The sequence below is a fragment of the Alteromonas aquimaris genome, assembly GCF_026183695.1.
GTDB classification, from domain to species: domain Bacteria; phylum Pseudomonadota; class Gammaproteobacteria; order Enterobacterales; family Alteromonadaceae; genus Alteromonas; species Alteromonas aquimaris.
The window spans coordinates 432,973-450,250 of sequence record NZ_JAPFRD010000005.1; the positions used below are offsets into that span (position 1 = coordinate 432,973).

Consider the following 17,278-nt stretch of genomic DNA (forward strand, 5'->3'; position numbering starts at 1 on the left):
CATTCGGTTGTCGAAGACAAAAAACAGTGATTTAACATCACTGTTTTAGAAGCGCAACGGCAAGACAGGACGTCTTGCTTGGGTGACGATCATCATGGACGTGTTACTGACTACCTGCTTCGAAGAAAAATTTGGAGAGATGGCTGAGTGGCTGAAGGCGCACGCCTGGAAAGTGTGTATACGTTAATAGCGTATCGAGGGTTCGAATCCCTCTCTCTCCGCCAGATATAAATGACCCCGCTAATGCGGGGTTTTTTTATATCTAGGCGAGAGATGGATAAGAGTCGGGGTAAAGGGTTTGACAAAACAGCAGGATAAAGTGAGAGTTGCAAAACCTAATTTCTACCCAACCTTCGAGTGTATCAATTTGTCTAGAAGAGTCGACTACATTGGGAATGGAATCATCCCAGCTAGTGTGTTCGGTTACACCATTTTGCATATTCCGCCTGTGAATGAGGTAGGCAAGTTCGGATCTTAAATGTGCGCCTTCTGAGCGGGACAGTAGTGTAGCCTTACCTGTGCAGCCCTTTTTTCTGAACTTGGCGTTCTATATTTATAATAAACCTCGGCAAACTTAGATGGATTTATTGTAGTGTGGTGGGCAGAGGGCACAAAATTTACCGCCACCAAGGGAACTTAAAAAGTTTGCGGAGGTGTCTTTTCGGTTAGTATGGGAGCGTTATTGCAAGCGACTGAGTGGGGCGTGTATACGATAAATCGCCAAACCATGGCTTAACGTGCATCAAAAATAGCGATAATGTTGCTCTGAAGGGTTATTTCTTCTATTTGGTCTAAAGACAATTGACAAAGATCTATTTTGCTTCCATCAGGGAGGATCGAATAAAGCCTTCTTCCCGGTTTAAATTCAGTAAAAGACTCAGCTACCATCGAAAAACATCTGACAGCTTGCGAACTTTTTTCCAGTTGGAAAAAACGTTCATCCCCTTTTATCTCATCTGCAATTCCGCTAAATCGATCGCAATAAGGCACCGATTGGATAATATTATGTTCCTCTAGCAGGGCGATGACAGCCATTTCTGCAGCGGGGCATGCTACCAAGCAAATACTATTCTGTTTGATAGGGCAGTTGCTTAAATCCATCTTTTTTTCTCTTCAATTCCATCTCATTTAGTATTATCCACTTAATGGAAATATCCAGCACACAAACAAAAAATTGTTATCTTTGAATTAAGTGTATGAATAAATAAACGCAAGTGTATTTTTGGAAAGAATTTTCGAAAAAAGGAGGATGGAAAATAACGCGGTCCTTGCCCGCAAAGGTTATCAAATTTAACCAGGAAAAGAGCCTATCTATAATTCAATCGTTGTTACACAATTTAGTTTTCAGATTGAGGCAAAACTTGGGTGAGAATATGTAGCATTATTAAGGGTTAAGGAGTTGAGGGGTTATTCAGTCTGTTAAATTTAGTATTCAGAATGTTTATTTGAAAGCTTAACGAAATTCATCACTTTTTTTAACAGCGTCTCGCTAATCTTTTTACGACGTAAAAGCGTGAGCTGTAAAAATGGAGTGCACTAGCTCCTAACCAACCGACAGGGTATCGTTGATAGGCCATGGCTCCCAACACAGAGTTTAGTTAATAAGTAGCACAAAATAGTAGATAGGTACGAGAGTTGTATGTTGGGGGCAGGAAGGGACATCATTTTACCGTTGTGCATAAAGTAATATTCCGATTCGGAAAGTCGGGTCAATTACGGTGAAAAAATCTTGGTTGGGCGCTGAAAGGAAGCTAGTCCGCATCCACGACATCGCCCTTAGGGGGAGTCAGATTGCAGCTATCATTGCTCGCTATATTCCGTTTACCTTTACTTTGACGAAACATAAACTAAATTTAATGTAGCTCCTGTGGCGAGACGTAACTCGGCAACACAAATTAACAGAAAGATACCCCATGAAATATATTTGCCCTAGCTGGCTTTCGACATTCGCAATAATACTGACATTAACAGCATGCTCTGATGATGCGTACTCCACTCTAAATGACGCATTGGTCCAATCAACAGTCGTGCAAAGCGAGTCTGCTACAGGAACCTCCAAGGCGCTCACAGAAGGGGGAGGGTGGTCTTCATCCGATAACCAACAAGTTATTAAAGTGGTTACCACAGAATACGCCATAGAAGCACCAGATGAAATGAAGATGGGCTGGGTCCAGTTTGAATTTACCAATAAAGGGGATCAGGTTCACTTTGTTGCCATGTACAAATTGGTGGACGGAAAGAATATTGAAGACCAGAAGAGGGAAGTAGTCCCTGCATTTGGTACTTTAATGGAAGGACTACGTTCGGGGGAACTTCGCAAAAAAGATATCGGTTCCTTTTTAGAGAAAAATATCCCTGAATGGGGCTTAAAAATGACCTGGGTGGGAGGGGCAGGCCTGTTATCTCCTGGCCGCACCACCCACGCAACGTTTAAACTTGACGAACCAGGAACTTATTTACTCGAGTGTTACGTCAAAGCACCAGATGGCCAATGGCACACCTTGATGGGAATGTTAAAACAGGTAATAGTCAGCAACCAGATAGCGCAAACCCGAGAGCCATCCCCAGACTGGGAAGTAACGCTCACCGATTCGGGATTAAATGCCCCCGCTAAAGTAAAAAGTGGAAAGCACACTATCAAAGTGAATTTTGCGGCCAAGGCACCTGGATTTATGCCCTACGATATAAACTTGGCAAAGCTTTCACCAGATACCAATTTAGAAAAGGTTTTTTTATGGATGGACTGGACGAATATAGGGGGGCTGCGCGCTCCTGCACCTGTTGAATTCCTGGGTGGAGTTGAACATATGAATGCCGGCAAACATGGCTATATCATGGTCAACCTAGAGGCAGGTCGTTATCTTTGGGTGTCGGAAGTTAATGCCAATAATATGTATCAGGAGTTTATGGTTGAGTGAATTTGTTCACGCGTACTGCTGAAACGTACGTGAGATCCTTGTGCGCAGATAGCGTTCTCAAGAAAGCGTCTTTTTTAACGCGAATGGTTTAATTATCTCACTTTTGAATGGGTTTATAGCAATACGAATAACTTCAGAAGGTGTTGTAGAACCGATAGTTAGAGATGGAGAAAGTTCGCATGCCAAGGCTGACAAACCGGAAGTATCTCCCATTGGCACCGGCTAGTCCTTTGTAAGACTGTTCTTTTAAATTTTTCATTTGATTACGTTTTTTTGCACAAGGGTTGCTCACCGTAGTTCTAGGCCATCACGCCACATGTATACAATGCTCCTTTCACGGAGGCGACGCCTAAAAACCTATTCGACCTTTCTCGCCCTCGCGCAAACAAAATGAGAGCAGCGTTAAATCAACTGTCAATCATATCAACGTGATTGCAAGGGGAGATGGCCCTGATTCATTAATTGCTGAAATTCGTCAATAAACAGGCCTAAATGATAGCCATCCATAAGAGCGTGATGCACATGCACCGAAAATGGCATGATTTTTTTACCTCCTACATCAGTGATTTTGCCGATTGAGATTTTGGGACAGCTATCGGCAAAAGAGAAGTTTCTGGCATGGGTTACTGACGTGAACTTAATCCAAGGCAGGGCCGAAAAATGAATGACATTATCGCCCGCGCCTGAGGGCAGTAAGTCGTTACCCTTTCTGACCTGTTCTATTTCGTCGCGTGCTTGCTTCTCAAATTCCTCAAAGGAGTCTTTATACTCAATATTCGAAAAACCAAATGTGCCATTCGGTCTGTTTATTGTGGAGGCAGCGTTAACGTTATCGTGTATTACGACGCTGTCGTTCATAATCCTATAACGAAAGGCTTCCACAATATTGGCGGCAGTCAGAGCTTTATGCAAATAAAATAAAAAAAACGAGATACCATTTGATTTAGCAATGGTGTAGGCATTAGTGCAGTCAATATCCACCGAGACACCGAAAAATGGTTCTTCGTAGGCTTTAAAGAAATGGTAATGGGCTTTTCTTTCCCAGGTATCGATATTTAGTTCTGTGTAGCTCATGCTTATTCTTTTTTTGACAGCTGATGTTTTGCCAGTGCGATCGCGGTTGAAAGGCTTTGTTCCGCACTAACTTGATGATCGGCAATTACGCCGTATTTAAGCCAGTTATCTTGAGTTTGTGGATGACTGGTTTGCGCATAATGTAACGTTAAATTGGTATGTTCACTTACAGTAAGGGTCTTTTTCATAAGCGCAACGCCCATGGTATCTTCACCCACGATGACGGCAGCTTGGTGATGTTTAAGGGTTTAACTTAAAAACTCCCAGGGGCCAGCGACAAAGTTTGAATGTAGAATAAATACCGGCTTTGCAAAAAACGCTGGCGAAGGGGGGCTATCCGCCGGCGAAAGGATTAGAGCTGGCGACGCACCAGGGTTCAGATAAACATGTGCCAACACCATATTGGGCTTGAGGATAAAACGAAGAATATGTGTGGCAATAGGTAATGTTCCCAAACCAGCCTCACGCAGGTCAATTATTAACGCCTTTGAAGTAGCAAGATGCGTCATAGCGGAATCGAATTCGCGCATTGAAGTAGAATAGAGGAAGTCGCCATGAAGTCGAATATAACCTATCTCTTTTGCTAATTTTTCCGTCTGAATGACATATTCCTGTTGCTTTCCAATGTTAGTATCCAGCGGGTTGTATTGTTCCCGCAGGGTTAATTCAAAGCCGGTGTCGCTGGTAGTATTAATTAAAGTGTGTTCAAACTTTTGTTTAAACATGCCAAACGGCGAAGCTTGATGAATTTCGGAGCTTTCCAGTATGCGCAACAACTCTTCCGAAGCCCCGCTCGCTTGCTCAGGGAATAGATATTCGTGTTCTAAAAAATTTATCGTATTGCATACTATCTCGCGTATTTCGCTTCTTGATAGCATCGGTTCCGTGTGAGTTGCTAAAGCAGCATGTGCTGTAAAGGTAAACAGGGAAAGGGCAAAAATAACCGTTAATAGGTTTCTCATGGGCTCGTGTGCCAAACTAGTTTAAGTATTGATAGTATCGCTGTACTATTTTTCAAGCCTTAACCTGTTTGTTTTTACCTGAATTAGTAAAGTTAACCAGAAAAGTACATAGTACTTTGTACTTTGTACTTCGTATTCAATACCTACAACTTGCCAGGGTAATAACCAGATACAAGGCTGGGCTGCCGAGCCTCAAATGCACAGTGATTGAGAATTCGTTTATTGTGAAGGATGGAAAGTACACAAAGCAAACATTGTAACAGTCAACTAAGGCCCGGGAAGAGGTGAAACACGAGGCAACATCGCTTGATGCCTAATACTCCCGGCACGATCATTAAACTATACTAGTAAATCGTCGGGCGGAAATGTTACGTACATAAGTTAACTTTCCACCGTCATTGAAAAGGACAGCCGATGTCGCTATTTCGTTATGCATTAATTTTTGTTGCTGGGGCGCTATGCACTGCTTGTAGTAGCCACACCGATGTTGCTGCAACAACGCCAATGGGGCCCTCAGATCCTTTCTCTATCCCGATACCCGTGCAAATAATAAATGAAAATGGCGATTACCAACTCTATCGTGGCGGCAAACCTTTTTTTATTAAGGGGGCTGGGGGTACAAGCCATTTGGTGGCTCTTGCGGAGGCTGGAGGTAATGCCTTTCGTACCTGGTCTACCGATGATGCGAAAAACCTGTTGGATAAAGCGCACAGAAATGATCTGGCGGTGATGCTGGGGATCAGTATTGGACACGAAAGGCATGGTTTTGATTACAGTGATAGACAGGCAGTACAGGAGCAGTTTGAACGGGTTAAAGACGAAGTGCTCAAATTCAAGGATCATCCGGCGCTTCTGGCGTGGGGGATAGGTAATGAGGTCGACCTTTTCTACACCAATCACGAAGTTTGGGAGGCGGTAGAACAGATCGCCAGCTTTATTCAGACAGTTGATAAAAATCATCCGGTTACCACCGTCACTGCGGGTATCGATAAGGAAAAACTTACCTTAATTCAACAGCGGGTACCCAGTCTCGATTTTTTAAGCGTTAACATCTACGGCGGCATATCATCGCTGCCCCAAAATTTACTGGATATGGGCTACACAGGACCGTTTGTCATCACCGAGTGGGGACCCACCGGGCATTGGCAAGTGAGAAAGACCCGATGGGAAGCACCAATCGAGCAAACCAGTACCGAAAAAGCCGCCTCGTATCAAAAACGTTACCGACAGGGTATTGTCAATGCGAAGGGGAAAGCATTGGGTTCTTTTGCCTTTTTGTGGGGCCAAAAACAAGAAACCACCCCCACGTGGTACGGTGTGTTTACAGAATCGGGGCACGCCACCGAAGCGGTAGATGTATTAACCTATAACTGGACCGGTAAATGGCCAATACAACGGGCGCCATCAATTGATTTTATTACTCTTGAAGGACAATCTCGCTTCGACAATGTCACCGTGCGCGCCGAATCAGATCTTAACGCAGAAGTGGGGCTTACTTCGGCCGATGATAAAACGCCTGCTATCCAGTGGGAGGTGTTACCGGAAAGCACTGATATAAAGGCAGGGGGTGACCCGGAATCCCGTCCCCAGGCTGTGCAAGGATTAAATATTTCCAGTGATGGTCTGGGCAAGGTCACCTTTAATGCGCCTGCCAAGCCGGGGGCATACAGGTTGTATGTATATGTCACTAACGCTAACGGTAAAGCGGCCTACGCGAATATTCCCTTCTGGGTCACCGCCCCAGGGAAAGACTAGGAAACGGTTTGCATTATTGCGCTGCGTAACCAGATGATAGACTCATCCTGCTCCGTTTCCTGATGCCAATACATATGTGTAGAAAGTTCAGGGAGCGGTATGGGTAGTGGCTGAACGATAAGTTCATTGTCTACCAACTCATTGGCGATCAGTGACGGCAATGTTAATAATAGCGGAGCCTCCTTTACTATCGCTTTCGCAGAGTAATAGTTCTGACAACGAATTTTTACCTGCCGGTTCATACCCATTTGGAGCAGACTGATATCTTCTACCACATGCCCATCACTGCGGTTAGATACTGTAATATGCTCCGCGGATAAGTAAGTGGATTGTGAGAGCTGGTTTGCCAGTGGGTGACAACGAGACATGAGTATTGCGAAATTATCACTGTTCAGTTTCTGATGCCGGATGGGCGATTGTATAGCCCGTGCGACGTCTATGACGACATCGACATGGCGGTTATTAAGTTGTCTGGTTACTTTATCACGATCCAGCTTCACACTTTTTAGGCTAGCCAGGGGGGCCTGATGACTGAGCGCCTTATGTAATGCGGGAAGGACCAGAGGCTCCAGCGCATCGTGAACAGCCACTACAAAGCTTTGCTGGGTTTGAGCCAGCTCAAACCTTCCACATTGCTGAAGCGTTTTGCGCAGCCGGGCCAGCAAGTCTATAACCCCAGGGGCTATTTGTTTACAGGCTGGAGTAGGTTCTAACTGGTGGCCCTTACGAACAAATAAATCATCATCCAATGCGCAGCGCAATCGTTTTACCGCGTGACTAACCGCCGAAGGACTCACGTAAAGCACCTTACTGGCGGTGGTCATGTTTCGTTCTTGATATAACACCTCAAATATTTTAAGTAAATTGAGGTCGAGTTGCTGTAACTGCTTGTCTGCTAACATAGAATTGTCATTCTGTGAATCTAATTCATAGTATGTTAGCAAGATTTTTCACTTCATTCATGAGCTATGCTGAAATAAGTTGATAAGCTGATATGTGTGAGGAGAACATCGTGAATTTTGATCCTAGTCCCAATAGCCAAGCTTACCTGGCGCGACTGAAAACGTTTATGCAAGCGCATGTTTATCCAATCGAGAAAGAAATTCTTACAGAAAATCATCGGCTTAATTATCATGGAGACTGGCGGCGTTGGCGTGTACCAGCTCAAATCAGGCAATTGAAGCAGCAGGCCAGAGAAGCTGGGTTATGGAATTTGTTTCTTCCGGACAATGAACTGGGACAGGGACTATCGTGCCTTGAATATGCACCTTTGGCAGAAGAGATGGGTAAAGTGTCCTTCGCACCAGAAATTTTCAACTGCAATGCACCGGATACGGGCAACATGGAAGTGCTATATCATTTTGGCGATAAGAAACAAAAGCAAACCTGGTTAGAGCCTTTACTTGCAGGTGAAATTCGTTCGGTGTTCGCAATGACGGAACCTGGCGTGGCATCATCGGACGCGACCAATATGCAAGCTACCATCATTGAAGAAGGGAGGAAGCTGGTATTAAACGGCACGAAATGGTGGACCACAGGATTGGGGCACCCCGATGCAAAAGTCGCTATTTTTATGGGGCTATCGAATCCTGAGAATGAAAAACACGCCCGTCACGCCATGGTGATAGTTCCGCTAGATAGCGAGGGGCTGGAAATTAAACGTATGCTAACCGCCTGTCAGGACTACGATGCGCCCTACGGCCATGGCGAACTGCAGCTTACCAATGTAAAGGTGCCAAAAGACAATTTGCTGGTGGGAATGGGAAAAGGGTTTGCAATTGCTCAGGGACGACTCGGGCCGGGGCGGATTCATCATTGTATGCGCGCGATCGGTGCGGCTGAACGTTGTCTTGAACTCATGATTAAGCGTGGATTTGAGCGCGTAGCATTCGGCAAGCCTGTTATTAAATTGGGGGGAAATCAGGAACGCGTCGCCAAAGCACGGATGGCTATCGATCAAGCTCGCCTCCTAACTCTAAATGCGGCCTGGAAAATCGATACGGTAGGCGTAAAACATGCAATGACTGAAATATCTGCCATTAAAGTGGTTGTCCCAAACGTTTTGCAGGAAGTCAGTGACATGGCTATTCAAATGCATGGCGGTGCGGGCGTGTCCGGGGATTTTCCTTTGGCAGGATTCAATGCTGCGGCACGAGTTCTGCGGCTCGCGGATGGTCCTGATGAGGTGCACATGGGTATGGTGTGTCGTATAGAATTAGCTAAATACCAAAAGGGAGCATGATGAAAGCACTCCGATTACTGATTACAGGAGGTGCCACTGGCTTTGGCCAAGCGTTGGCTCTGACATGGGCAAAACATCACCAGCAGACTGCTACGCTCAAGGTATGTATTGCCGATATTCATGAAGCACGTGGACAGGAAACGGTCGCTAAGTTAACCCAACGGGGGACAGAGGCTTTTTTCAGTAGATGTGATATTACCAGTGAAGCGGATATCCACGCGACCAAACAAGAAATTATAAAAAGATGGCAGGGCGTGGATGTGGTCATCAATAATGCCGGTGTTGCCACGGGAGGCTCGCTAAAAGGCGAGTCTCTTGAGCAATGGCAATGGGTATTCAATATCAACCTTTTTGGAATGGTTAAAGTCTGCCAAAGTTTCGTGGAGGTATTTCGCCAGCAAGGACAGGGATATTTTATCAATATTGCCTCCCAGGCAGGGCTCACCCCTATTCCTCTTATGGGCAGTTATAACGCAGTAAAAGCTGGCGTGGTTTCCTTTTCAGAGACTTTGAAAAGTGAGTTGGCTCCAGAAAATATTGACGTAAGCGTGGTGTGTCCCAGCTTCTTTAGAACCAACCTGGATGAGTCCATGCGAACCCGCGAACAATTTATGCGTGACAGTATCAGCCGCCAATTTAACAAAGCGGAAATGACGGCTGAACAAGTGGCAGAAGAGGTATGGAGGCAGACGCAAAAGCGACAGTTTTTAATCATTACTCATAAAAGTGGCAAAGCGGCTTACTACATGAAAAAGTGGCTGCCTATGGATTGGTATCTCAGTAAGATAATTAAAGCCACCAGGAAAATGGTATTAAAAGCAAAGGAAGGGCAGGTCGATAATGGCTGAAACGGTAGATAAACCTGGGGCGGTCAGAACGGGTGAGGAACTTGATGTTGCACGGGTAGATGCCTGGCTGAAGGGAAATGTCAGGGGGATTAAGGGTACGCCTAAAATAGCCCAGTACAGTGGGGGGGCTTCAAACTGGACGTATTGTCTACAATATGATGACATAGCGTTGGTTTTACGACGCGCTCCAGCAGGTACCAAGGCCAAAAGTGCGCACAACATGAGACGGGAATTTGAGCTCCAACAGGCATTAAAACCTGTTTATCCCTATGTGCCCGAAATGCTGGCGTTCTGCGAAGACGAATCGGTATTGGGTACCGATTTTTATGTGATGGAAAAACTCGAAGGCATTATCCCACGTAAATCCATGCCTCGCAGCATTAGGTTAACTCCAGCGCGGACCACCCAGTGGTGTAAAAATGTTATTGATTGCCTTTCGCAATTGCATCAGGTCGATATTCAACGAGCGGGTCTTACCGGCTTGGCAAAAGGCGAAGGCTATATAGAACGTCAGATATCTGGCTGGAGTCAGCGTTATACAAATGCCAAAACATGGAACGTACCCTCGGCAAAATTTGTGATGCAGTGGCTTGAAAATAATATGCCTGCGCAAGAAGTAATTTGTCTTACCCACAATGATTTTCGTTTTGATAACGTGGTGCTTTGTCCCGCTGACTACACCAAAGTAACAGGGGTGCTCGACTGGGAGCTGGCTACGCTGGGCGATCCACTAATGGATCTGGGGAACACCCTGGCGTATTGGGTAGAAGCGGAGGATGATTTTCTTGCTCAGTCCACACGCAGGCAACCCACTCATCTGCCTGGGATGCTGACCCGCAAAGAAGTGGTGGAGTACTATTTATCTAAAAATAATCTCGAGTGTGAGGACTTTTCATTTTATGAAGTGTATGGCCTGTTTCGTCTAGCGGTCATTGTTCAGCAAATCTATTACCGTTATCATCACGGACAAACCACGAACCCTGCGTTTAAACGTTTTTGGGTATTTGTCCATTACCTATTGTGGCGAAGCAAACAAGCGATAAAACGGCGAGGGAAATAATGGCGGCAATCTACTTAATCAGACATGGCCAGGCCAGTTTTCATGCAGACGATTACGACAAACTCTCAGCACTGGGAATAGAACAGGCGGCGTTTGTCGGACGAGCGATGGCTTACCAGAAAGTGGTGCCCGATGCGATTTATCGCGGCGATCTACTTCGCCACCAGGAGACGGCGGAGCACAGTTTACCAGAATATGGGGAAGGCCTGGATGTTCACATTATGCCGCAATGGAACGAGTACGATCACCGCGAAATACTCGCTCGTTACGATGAACGTCTAGCCACGCCTTCTTCAACTAAAGAGTTACTGGGCAGCCATCCCAATCCTAAAGACGCGTTCAAACAAGCGATTATGAATGCTATGGATCGGTGGATGAGTGGTGTGTATGACAGTGATTATACTGAAAGCTGGGACAATTTTACGTCGCGTGTCTTTGACGGTATAGAAGTGGTGCGTCAAGCGGTCCACCAGGCGTCGGTTGTTTACACTTCAGGCGGTCCTATCAGTGTTATAACCTGTCAACTTCTTGGCTTACCACTTACCGACTTAATGAAAATAAACTGGATGCTGGTAAATGGAGGCATCACCAAACTGATTGTCCGCGGCAAAAACAGAAAACTGGCTCTGTCGAGCCTTAACGAACACAGTATCTTTGCCAATACTGCCGACAAGCGATTTATCACATACACATAATTGGGTTAATTATGACAAGAAAAAATATACTCATTACCGGTGCGAGTTCGGGGTTGGGAAACGGCATGGCCATCGAGTTTGCAAAAAAAGGTAGAAATTTAGCGTTATGTGCCCGCAGAGTAGATCGGTTAGAGACATTGAAAACAGAGCTGCTTGCAATTAATCCGAACATAAACGTGTTGATTAAACCCCTAGATGTCAATCAGCATGAAGAGGTGTTCTCTGTATTTAAGGCGTTTCGAACAGAACTTGGCCAGCTTGATCGGGTCATCATCAATGCCGGAATGGGGAAGGGAGCATCAGTAGGAACAGGCTACTTCCAGGCGAATAAGCAAACGGCTGAAACCAATTTTGTCGCAGCGCTGGCGCAGGCTGAAGCGGCCATGGAAATATTTCGTGAGCAAAATGCAGGGCATCTGGTAACGATTTCGTCAATCAGTGCAGTGCGCGGTTTCCGGCGCGCGCTGACCGTCTACGCCGCCACTAAAGCAGCAGTAACCTCGTTAAGTGAGGGAATTCGCATTGATGTGATGAATACACCAATAAAAGTGAGCTGCGTCCACCCGGGATTTATTCGCAGCGAAATTAATGAAAAAGTTGAAAAAGTACCATTCATTGTGGATACCGAGACCGGTTGTAAAGCTCTGGTGAAAGCTATCGAAAAAGAGAAAGCTAATAGCTATGTACCCGCCTGGCCGTGGGCGTGGATGCACTGGGTGCTACGTATGGTGCCCGCTAAGTCGCTGCGCGGGATGAGCTAATAAAAAAGGGTCGGAGTCAATTAATTAAATGACTCCGACCCTTTTTTGCTTTTTTAGGATGCGGCGAAGGTCTTTAGCTCTTCGCCAGACAAACGGTAGCCTAACCATTCGCTTTTGGCTTTAGCCCCAAATGATTCGTAAAAATCGATTGCTGGCTGATTCCAGTCAAGTACGCTCCATTCAAAGCGGCCGCAGTCGTTATCTACTGCATGTTTGGCCAGGTGCTTTAACAGCGCCTTGCCTGCCCCTTTCCCCCGGGCGTCTGGGGTGACATACAGATCTTCCAGGTACACGCCGTTTTTGCCTTGCCATGTGGAGTAATTATAGAAATAGACAGCAAATCCTATCGGTATACCGTCATTCTCACAAATAATGCAGTGTGCAGTCGCAGTGGTGGAAAAAAGTGATTTTTTAATATCGTCGACAGAGGCTTCTACTTCATCTTCCGCTTTCTCAAAGATGGCTAATTCCGTAATGAATTGATGAACTATACCTGCATCTTCTGCAGTAGCAGGTCTAATCGATAAAGTCATGTACTCTCCTAACAGGAAAGGGGCAAAATGCCCCTTTTATATTATTTTGAATGAACAACATCTGCATCGGATTCAGCAGACTTGCTACGTATCTTATTCGCTATCCATCTGAAGGGTATTCCCAAGTCAATTAAGATAAGGTAAAGACAAGGTACTAAAATCAGCGTGACTAACGTGGCATAAAGTACCGAGAAACCCAATGCTATTGCCATAGGAATAACAAAAGCCGCCTGTAAGCTGGTCTCAAACATGATAGGTAGCACACCTACGAAGGTGGTTATTGAAGTCAAGGTAATGGCTCTGAAGCGCGCGCCCCCTGCCTCTGCAACAGCCTCTCTGACCGCATACCCTTGTTTACGTCGTTGATTAACATAATCAGTCATTACTAATGAGTCGTTAATTACAACCCCAGCGGCCGCAATCAACCCAAAGGTGGACATCATGCTTAAATCCATGCCGAAGAGGAAGTGTCCCCATATCGCACCAGTCAAGCTAAATGGGATGACCGACATGATGATCAAAGGCTGACCATAGCTTTTGAGGGGCACTGCCAACAAAATATAAACCAAAATCATCGCTGCAACAAAAAACAGAATTTGCTCATTTTGTTGCGCTTGTTGCTCTTCAATGTCGCCGCCTAGCTCAGTCATCACAGAAGGGAATTGCTCTTTAAGCTGGGGTAATAATTTTTCATCAATCTGACTGACTACCTCATTAGGTTCAATCGCAATTTCATCAATCGAGCCCCAGATATACACACTACGGAAACCGCCTTCTCTGCGAATGTAACTGATACCCGGCTTTTCCTCGAGGTTAACCACATCCCCTAACATTACTTCTTTACCTGATGGGGTCGTAATCACACTGTACTTAAGGTCGGCAAAGCGCGCCCGCGTCATTTCAGGGTAACGCACCATCACGCGAACTTCTTCGCCACCACGAATAACGCGTTGCGCCTCTCCACCGTAAAAGCCTGCTCCCACTTGATTCGCGATAGTAGACAACGTAATACCAAGGTCATAAGCCACCGGTAATAGCGTCATTTGCACTTCTTTACTCTCAGGGTCGATAGTGGAACTGATATCGTACAGACCTGTCTGCTGTTGAAGCATGTTAATAAACTGTCTGCCAGCAGCATTCAACGTCTGAATATCAGGACCGAATAAGAGATAGCCGAATTCGCCGTCGTCGCCACCCCCGTTTACATCGTCTTGCACTACAAATGACTTCATGCCGGGAATTTCCGGGATAGCATCGCGCCAGCGTCGAGCTAACTCGAAGGTATCGAAGGGACGTTCGTCTTCATGTACTAATGGAACGACAATTCGACCCTGCGTGCGTTCCTGATTGAATGCCAGAACATCTTTGATCATTCCTCGACCCTGTTCCTGAATGATCTTTTCCTCTTCTTTGTAAATGACATTTTCGATAGTGCGCAGGGCATCAATGACAGCGGTATCTGACACGTTGCTATTCATCTCGATACGCACACTGGGAAAATCATGAGGGACTTTAGGCTGGGGGACAAAACGAACATAATTAGCTGCCATTAGTCCCAAGCTAATCAATAGCATAGCTACGAAAATCATTAGCACAACCCAACGCCACTCAAGGGCTTTTTCCACGGTGCGACGATATGGACCGTGAATTATATTATTAAAGCGGGTATTAAATTTGGCGCGCCAGCTGTTCGGCTTGATAGGCTTGAAATTTGTGTGCGCAATGTGTGCCGGCAGGATAAGCTTTGACTCAATTAAGCTAAAGAAAAGACACAAAATCACTACAACGGCGATATTATAAAAAAACGCCCCCTCTGGCCCGCTACTCAATGTAAATGGCGCGAAAACTGCGATTGTCGTCAGAACACCAAAAGTGGCGGGAGTGGCAACCCGTTTAGCGCCTCGAATGACATTATCTATGCCTCCTCCTTTATGTTCTATTTCGGTATACGCGCTTTCTCCTATGACAATCGCATCGTCAACGACGATACCAAGCACCATAATAAAGGCGAACAAGGAAAGGATATTAATGCTGACACCGAACACCGGCATTAACATAACCGCACCTAAGAAGCAGATAGGTAAGCCGATCATGACCCAGAAAGCTAAGCGGAAACGTAGAAATAGCGTTAGCATCAAGGCTACCAGAATAGACCCCTGAAAGAGATTCTTTAGCATCATATCCAGGCGGGCATTCAGGTAATAGGTCATGTCTACCAGTACTTCGAGGCTGACACCGTGGGGTAAGCTTTTGTTTTTCTCTTCTATATAAGCTTTGACGTTCTCTGCAACCGGTATCATGTTTTGCGTTTTGGTCGCCTTCACCGATATAAAAATAGCGTTTTGGCCATTGTACTTAAAGTAACGTTCACCTTCAGTAAAGCCATCTTCAACTGTGGCTATGTCAGATAGTAAAACCCGCGAACCGTTTTCGCCGATTTTAATGGGAATCGATTCAAATTCTTTGCCCTCGTAGAACTGATTTTCCACCCTGACAGATATTAATCCAGCCTGTGTCTTCACTTGGCCCGCTGAAAGATTAGTGGAATAATTTCGAATGGCTCTGCTCACATCATCAATGGTCAGGTTGTATCGGCGCAGCATTTCAGGAAGCACTTCTACCGCAATTTCATCGTCTGGTGCGCTTACGTCTACCAGTGACACCGTACCTAACTGCAGTAATTCATCTTCGACTTCCTTGGCAAGTGTTTTCAATTCATCCAAAGGTAAATCGCCCACCAGCGGCATCTCGATTACATCTTGTTTGAACTCAATCTGGGAAACGGTTACTGGCTCCATACCAGCAGGAAAGGTAGCTATACTGTCGACCCGCAGCTTTACCTTATCCATGACATCTTTTAATTCTTCACCGGTATCGATTTCAAATACCACCCGACCACTGTTTCTAAAGGCCCGTGAAATGGTTTTTTTAATTTCAGTGACGTCTTTGACCGACTCCTCTATTTTGATAAGGATACTTTCCTCGATTTCCTGCGGCGAAGCACCAGGATATTGCGCCCAGATTTCAATGTAGTTAATTTCAATGTTGGGAAACATTTGGCGTTGAATGGTGTTGTAGCCAACAAACCCCATAATAATTAAGAAAAACATGAGTAAGTTGGCGGCGACAGAATTGCGCGCAAACCAGGCAATTATGCCCTTGTGAGTGTCGTAGTTTTCATGCATGAGCGGCATCCTTATGGCTGCGCTGCGCTAGTCATAGCGATGTCGCCATTACTGGAAATAACTTTCACTTCCATACCTTCCTGAGGATACTCTGGTAATGTCTTAACCACCCGGTCCTGATCAAAATCACCACGAACCAAAAAATAGCCGCCGTCTTCACGGATAACATCTACCTGATTAGCAATAAGCTTGTCTTTATTATCTAATGTCCACAACTTTTTATTGGTAACCAATTCCTGCGGAATGCGATACACATCATCTACTGTTTTACCTGAAAAATTGACCTGAACGTAACTACCAAATTTAATTGGGCGTTGCTGGGAGCGGATGCCGTAAGGGTCATCTATTCTGGCCACAAGGTGCGCCATACGCGTGGCTTTATCGACCACGCCGGTATCCCTATGCAACCAAGCCTCGCGCACAGTTTGTTTGCCATCGCCACTATTTATAGTTGCCTTACGGTCGGTTATTTGCTCAGGTAAAAATGCCTGATCGAAGCCCGCGACGGGAAAGGTCACTTCTGCCGTTTCAACACTGTATAAGGTAGCTGCTATCGTACCAGTACTGACAAAATCACCCACGCCAATATCGCGCGAAACCACAAGGGCATCATAAGGCGCTTTGACCTCACAATTAGCTAAGTCCCGTTGCGCAATTTTTAATTGCGCCTGAGCAGACTTTACAGCCGCTTGCGCACTAAGCAGTTGTGGTTTGCGAAGATACAAGTCGCTAACCTTTCCACTGGCTAGCTTAGCGGCTTCTTCTTTGGCCACCTGCGCTTGCGCCTCTTCTTGAATTAATTGCGCCTGCGCTGAGGTAACATTAGCTTCTGCCATTAGCAATGCGGCCTCATAGGCGTCTTTTTCGATGGTAAACAAGGTTTCTCCGCGCTTGACCAGACCACCATTGACAAAATGTTTGTTCCACGACACTACTTCGCCAGAAACCTGCGCAGCAAGGTGTGTGCGTTCGAGTGGGGCGACTTCTCCATAAGCTGTAATCGCTACGGTGTAAGAGTCCGTACTAAGTTTGTCGAGGGTAACGGAAGGGCGGGTGTCAACTTTCTCTTTAATCTCATCGTCCGAAGCTGTTGCTTTAATTGCCTGCATGCCACCAAAACCGACTGCGAGTATGGCAACCGGAAGTACAATTTTCATCCATTTCATTTTAAACCACTTCTTGTTGGTGCATTTAGTTCACATAGTACCGTGAATAACGCTCAAATTGACGGGTTAATTGTAACGA

15 protein-coding genes and 1 tRNA gene are annotated in these 17,278 nt (G+C 45.6%); 8 read left to right on the top strand and 8 right to left on the bottom strand.

From position 1 onward, the window contains the following. The first annotated feature begins 133 nt into the window (after nt 1-133). A tRNA-Ser gene (locus tag OPS25_RS04950) sits at nt 134-224 on the top strand. Nucleotides 225-732: 508 nt separating this feature from the next. Here the strand turns inward: OPS25_RS04950 and OPS25_RS04955 are convergent. Further along, nucleotides 733-1,101: a hypothetical protein gene (locus OPS25_RS04955; RefSeq protein WP_265616534.1), complete on the bottom strand. Its 369-nt coding sequence runs from the start codon at nt 1,099-1,101 to the stop codon at nt 733-735. A gap of 812 nt (nt 1,102-1,913) precedes the next feature. Here OPS25_RS04955 and OPS25_RS04960 point away from each other — a divergent pair. Further along, nucleotides 1,914-2,918: a hypothetical protein gene (locus OPS25_RS04960; protein WP_265616535.1), complete on the top strand. Its 1,005-nt coding sequence runs from the start codon at nt 1,914-1,916 to the stop codon at nt 2,916-2,918. Nucleotides 2,919-3,341: 423 nt separating this feature from the next. On the opposite strand, the gene OPS25_RS04965 is transcribed toward OPS25_RS04960, so the two are convergent. From OPS25_RS04965 to OPS25_RS04975, 3 genes are read right to left on the bottom strand one after another with little or no spacing between them, the layout of a single operon-like run. Then, entirely contained in the window at nt 3,342-3,992 is a 651-nt protein-coding gene (locus tag OPS25_RS04965) for a chloramphenicol acetyltransferase (RefSeq protein WP_265616536.1), read from the bottom strand. Nucleotides 3,993-3,994: 2 nt separating this feature from the next. Next, nucleotides 3,995-4,180 carry a hypothetical protein gene (locus OPS25_RS04970; protein WP_265616537.1) on the bottom strand — a complete coding sequence of 62 codons (186 nt, stop codon included), beginning with the start codon at nt 4,178-4,180 and terminating at the stop codon, nt 3,995-3,997. A gap of 60 nt (nt 4,181-4,240) precedes the next feature. Continuing rightward, nucleotides 4,241-4,954, bottom strand: a complete 714-nt coding sequence (locus OPS25_RS04975) for a S41 family peptidase (protein WP_265616538.1) — start codon at nt 4,952-4,954, stop codon at nt 4,241-4,243. Nucleotides 4,955-5,368: 414 nt separating this feature from the next. On the opposite strand from OPS25_RS04975, the gene OPS25_RS04980 reads away from it, so the two are divergent. Beyond that, nucleotides 5,369-6,709: a glycoside hydrolase family 2 TIM barrel-domain containing protein gene (locus tag OPS25_RS04980; protein WP_265616539.1), complete on the top strand. Its 1,341-nt coding sequence runs from the start codon at nt 5,369-5,371 to the stop codon at nt 6,707-6,709. Here OPS25_RS04980 and OPS25_RS04985 read toward each other — a convergent pair. Continuing rightward, nucleotides 6,706-7,653, bottom strand: coding sequence for a LysR family transcriptional regulator (locus OPS25_RS04985; protein ID WP_265616540.1), 948 nt, complete (start codon nt 7,651-7,653; stop codon nt 6,706-6,708). The two genes, OPS25_RS04980 and OPS25_RS04985, sit on opposite strands and share 4 nt — an antisense overlap. Nucleotides 7,654-7,778: 125 nt before the next feature. On the opposite strand from OPS25_RS04985, the gene OPS25_RS04990 reads away from it, so the two are divergent. From OPS25_RS04990 to OPS25_RS05010, 5 genes are read left to right on the top strand one after another with little or no spacing between them, the layout of a single operon-like run. After that, complete coding sequence (locus OPS25_RS04990; protein ID WP_407080216.1) at nt 7,779-8,951, top strand: acyl-CoA dehydrogenase family protein; 1,173 nt, start codon at nt 7,779-7,781, stop codon at nt 8,949-8,951. Further along, complete coding sequence (locus tag OPS25_RS04995) at nt 8,948-9,799, top strand: SDR family oxidoreductase (RefSeq protein ID WP_407080210.1); 852 nt, start codon at nt 8,948-8,950, stop codon at nt 9,797-9,799. The genes OPS25_RS04990 and OPS25_RS04995 overlap by 4 nt, the downstream gene beginning before the upstream one ends. Then, on the top strand, nt 9,789-10,859 hold the full coding sequence (locus OPS25_RS05000) for a phosphotransferase family protein (RefSeq protein ID WP_265616668.1): 1,071 nt from the start codon (nt 9,789-9,791) through the stop codon (nt 10,857-10,859). The genes OPS25_RS04995 and OPS25_RS05000 overlap by 11 nt, the downstream gene beginning before the upstream one ends. Then, the gene (locus tag OPS25_RS05005; protein WP_265616543.1) at nt 10,859-11,554 is read left to right on the top strand and encodes a histidine phosphatase family protein; all 696 of its coding nucleotides are present in this window, start codon (nt 10,859-10,861) and stop codon (nt 11,552-11,554) included. Before OPS25_RS05000 ends, OPS25_RS05005 begins: the two co-directional genes overlap by 1 nt. A gap of 11 nt (nt 11,555-11,565) precedes the next feature. After that, nucleotides 11,566-12,315 carry an SDR family oxidoreductase gene (locus tag OPS25_RS05010; RefSeq protein WP_265616544.1) on the top strand — a complete coding sequence of 250 codons (750 nt, stop codon included), beginning with the start codon at nt 11,566-11,568 and terminating at the stop codon, nt 12,313-12,315. A 53-nt stretch (nt 12,316-12,368) separates the two neighbouring features. Here OPS25_RS05010 and OPS25_RS05015 read toward each other — a convergent pair whose 3' ends face one another. The 3 genes from OPS25_RS05015 to OPS25_RS05025 are packed head-to-tail and all read right to left on the bottom strand — an operon-like array spanning nt 12,369 to nt 17,199. Beyond that, nucleotides 12,369-12,848 carry a GNAT family N-acetyltransferase gene (locus tag OPS25_RS05015; RefSeq protein WP_265616546.1) on the bottom strand — a complete coding sequence of 160 codons (480 nt, stop codon included), beginning with the start codon at nt 12,846-12,848 and terminating at the stop codon, nt 12,369-12,371. Between the two features lie 41 nt (nt 12,849-12,889). Next, entirely contained in the window at nt 12,890-16,033 is a 3,144-nt protein-coding gene (locus OPS25_RS05020) for an efflux RND transporter permease subunit (RefSeq protein ID WP_265616547.1), read from the bottom strand. An 11-nt stretch (nt 16,034-16,044) separates the two neighbouring features. Then, nucleotides 16,045-17,199 (bottom strand): efflux RND transporter periplasmic adaptor subunit, encoded by a 1,155-nt coding sequence (locus OPS25_RS05025; RefSeq protein WP_265616548.1) that lies wholly within the window; start codon nt 17,197-17,199, stop codon nt 16,045-16,047. Nucleotides 17,200-17,278: the final 79 nt, after the last annotated feature.

Coding starts and splice junctions, on each gene's coding strand:
- OPS25_RS04955 (WP_265616534.1), bottom strand. CDS start 1,101: ATGGATTTAAGCAACTGCCCTATCAAACAGAATAGTATTTGCTTGGTA.
- OPS25_RS04960 (WP_265616535.1), top strand. CDS start 1,914: ATGAAATATATTTGCCCTAGCTGGCTTTCGACATTCGCAATAATACTG.
- OPS25_RS04965 (WP_265616536.1), bottom strand. CDS start 3,992: ATGAGCTACACAGAACTAAATATCGATACCTGGGAAAGAAAAGCCCAT.
- OPS25_RS04970 (WP_265616537.1), bottom strand. CDS start 4,180: ATGAAAAAGACCCTTACTGTAAGTGAACATACCAATTTAACGTTACAT.
- OPS25_RS04975 (WP_265616538.1), bottom strand. CDS start 4,954: ATGAGAAACCTATTAACGGTTATTTTTGCCCTTTCCCTGTTTACCTTT.
- OPS25_RS04980 (WP_265616539.1), top strand. CDS start 5,369: ATGTCGCTATTTCGTTATGCATTAATTTTTGTTGCTGGGGCGCTATGC.
- OPS25_RS04990 (WP_407080216.1), top strand. CDS start 7,779: ATGCAAGCGCATGTTTATCCAATCGAGAAAGAAATTCTTACAGAAAAT.
- OPS25_RS04995 (WP_407080210.1), top strand. CDS start 8,948: ATGATGAAAGCACTCCGATTACTGATTACAGGAGGTGCCACTGGCTTT.
- OPS25_RS05005 (WP_265616543.1), top strand. CDS start 10,859: ATGGCGGCAATCTACTTAATCAGACATGGCCAGGCCAGTTTTCATGCA.
- OPS25_RS05010 (WP_265616544.1), top strand. CDS start 11,566: ATGACAAGAAAAAATATACTCATTACCGGTGCGAGTTCGGGGTTGGGA.
- OPS25_RS05015 (WP_265616546.1), bottom strand. CDS start 12,848: ATGACTTTATCGATTAGACCTGCTACTGCAGAAGATGCAGGTATAGTT.
- OPS25_RS05020 (WP_265616547.1), bottom strand. CDS start 16,033: ATGCATGAAAACTACGACACTCACAAGGGCATAATTGCCTGGTTTGCG.
- OPS25_RS05025 (WP_265616548.1), bottom strand. CDS start 17,199: ATGAAATGGATGAAAATTGTACTTCCGGTTGCCATACTCGCAGTCGGT.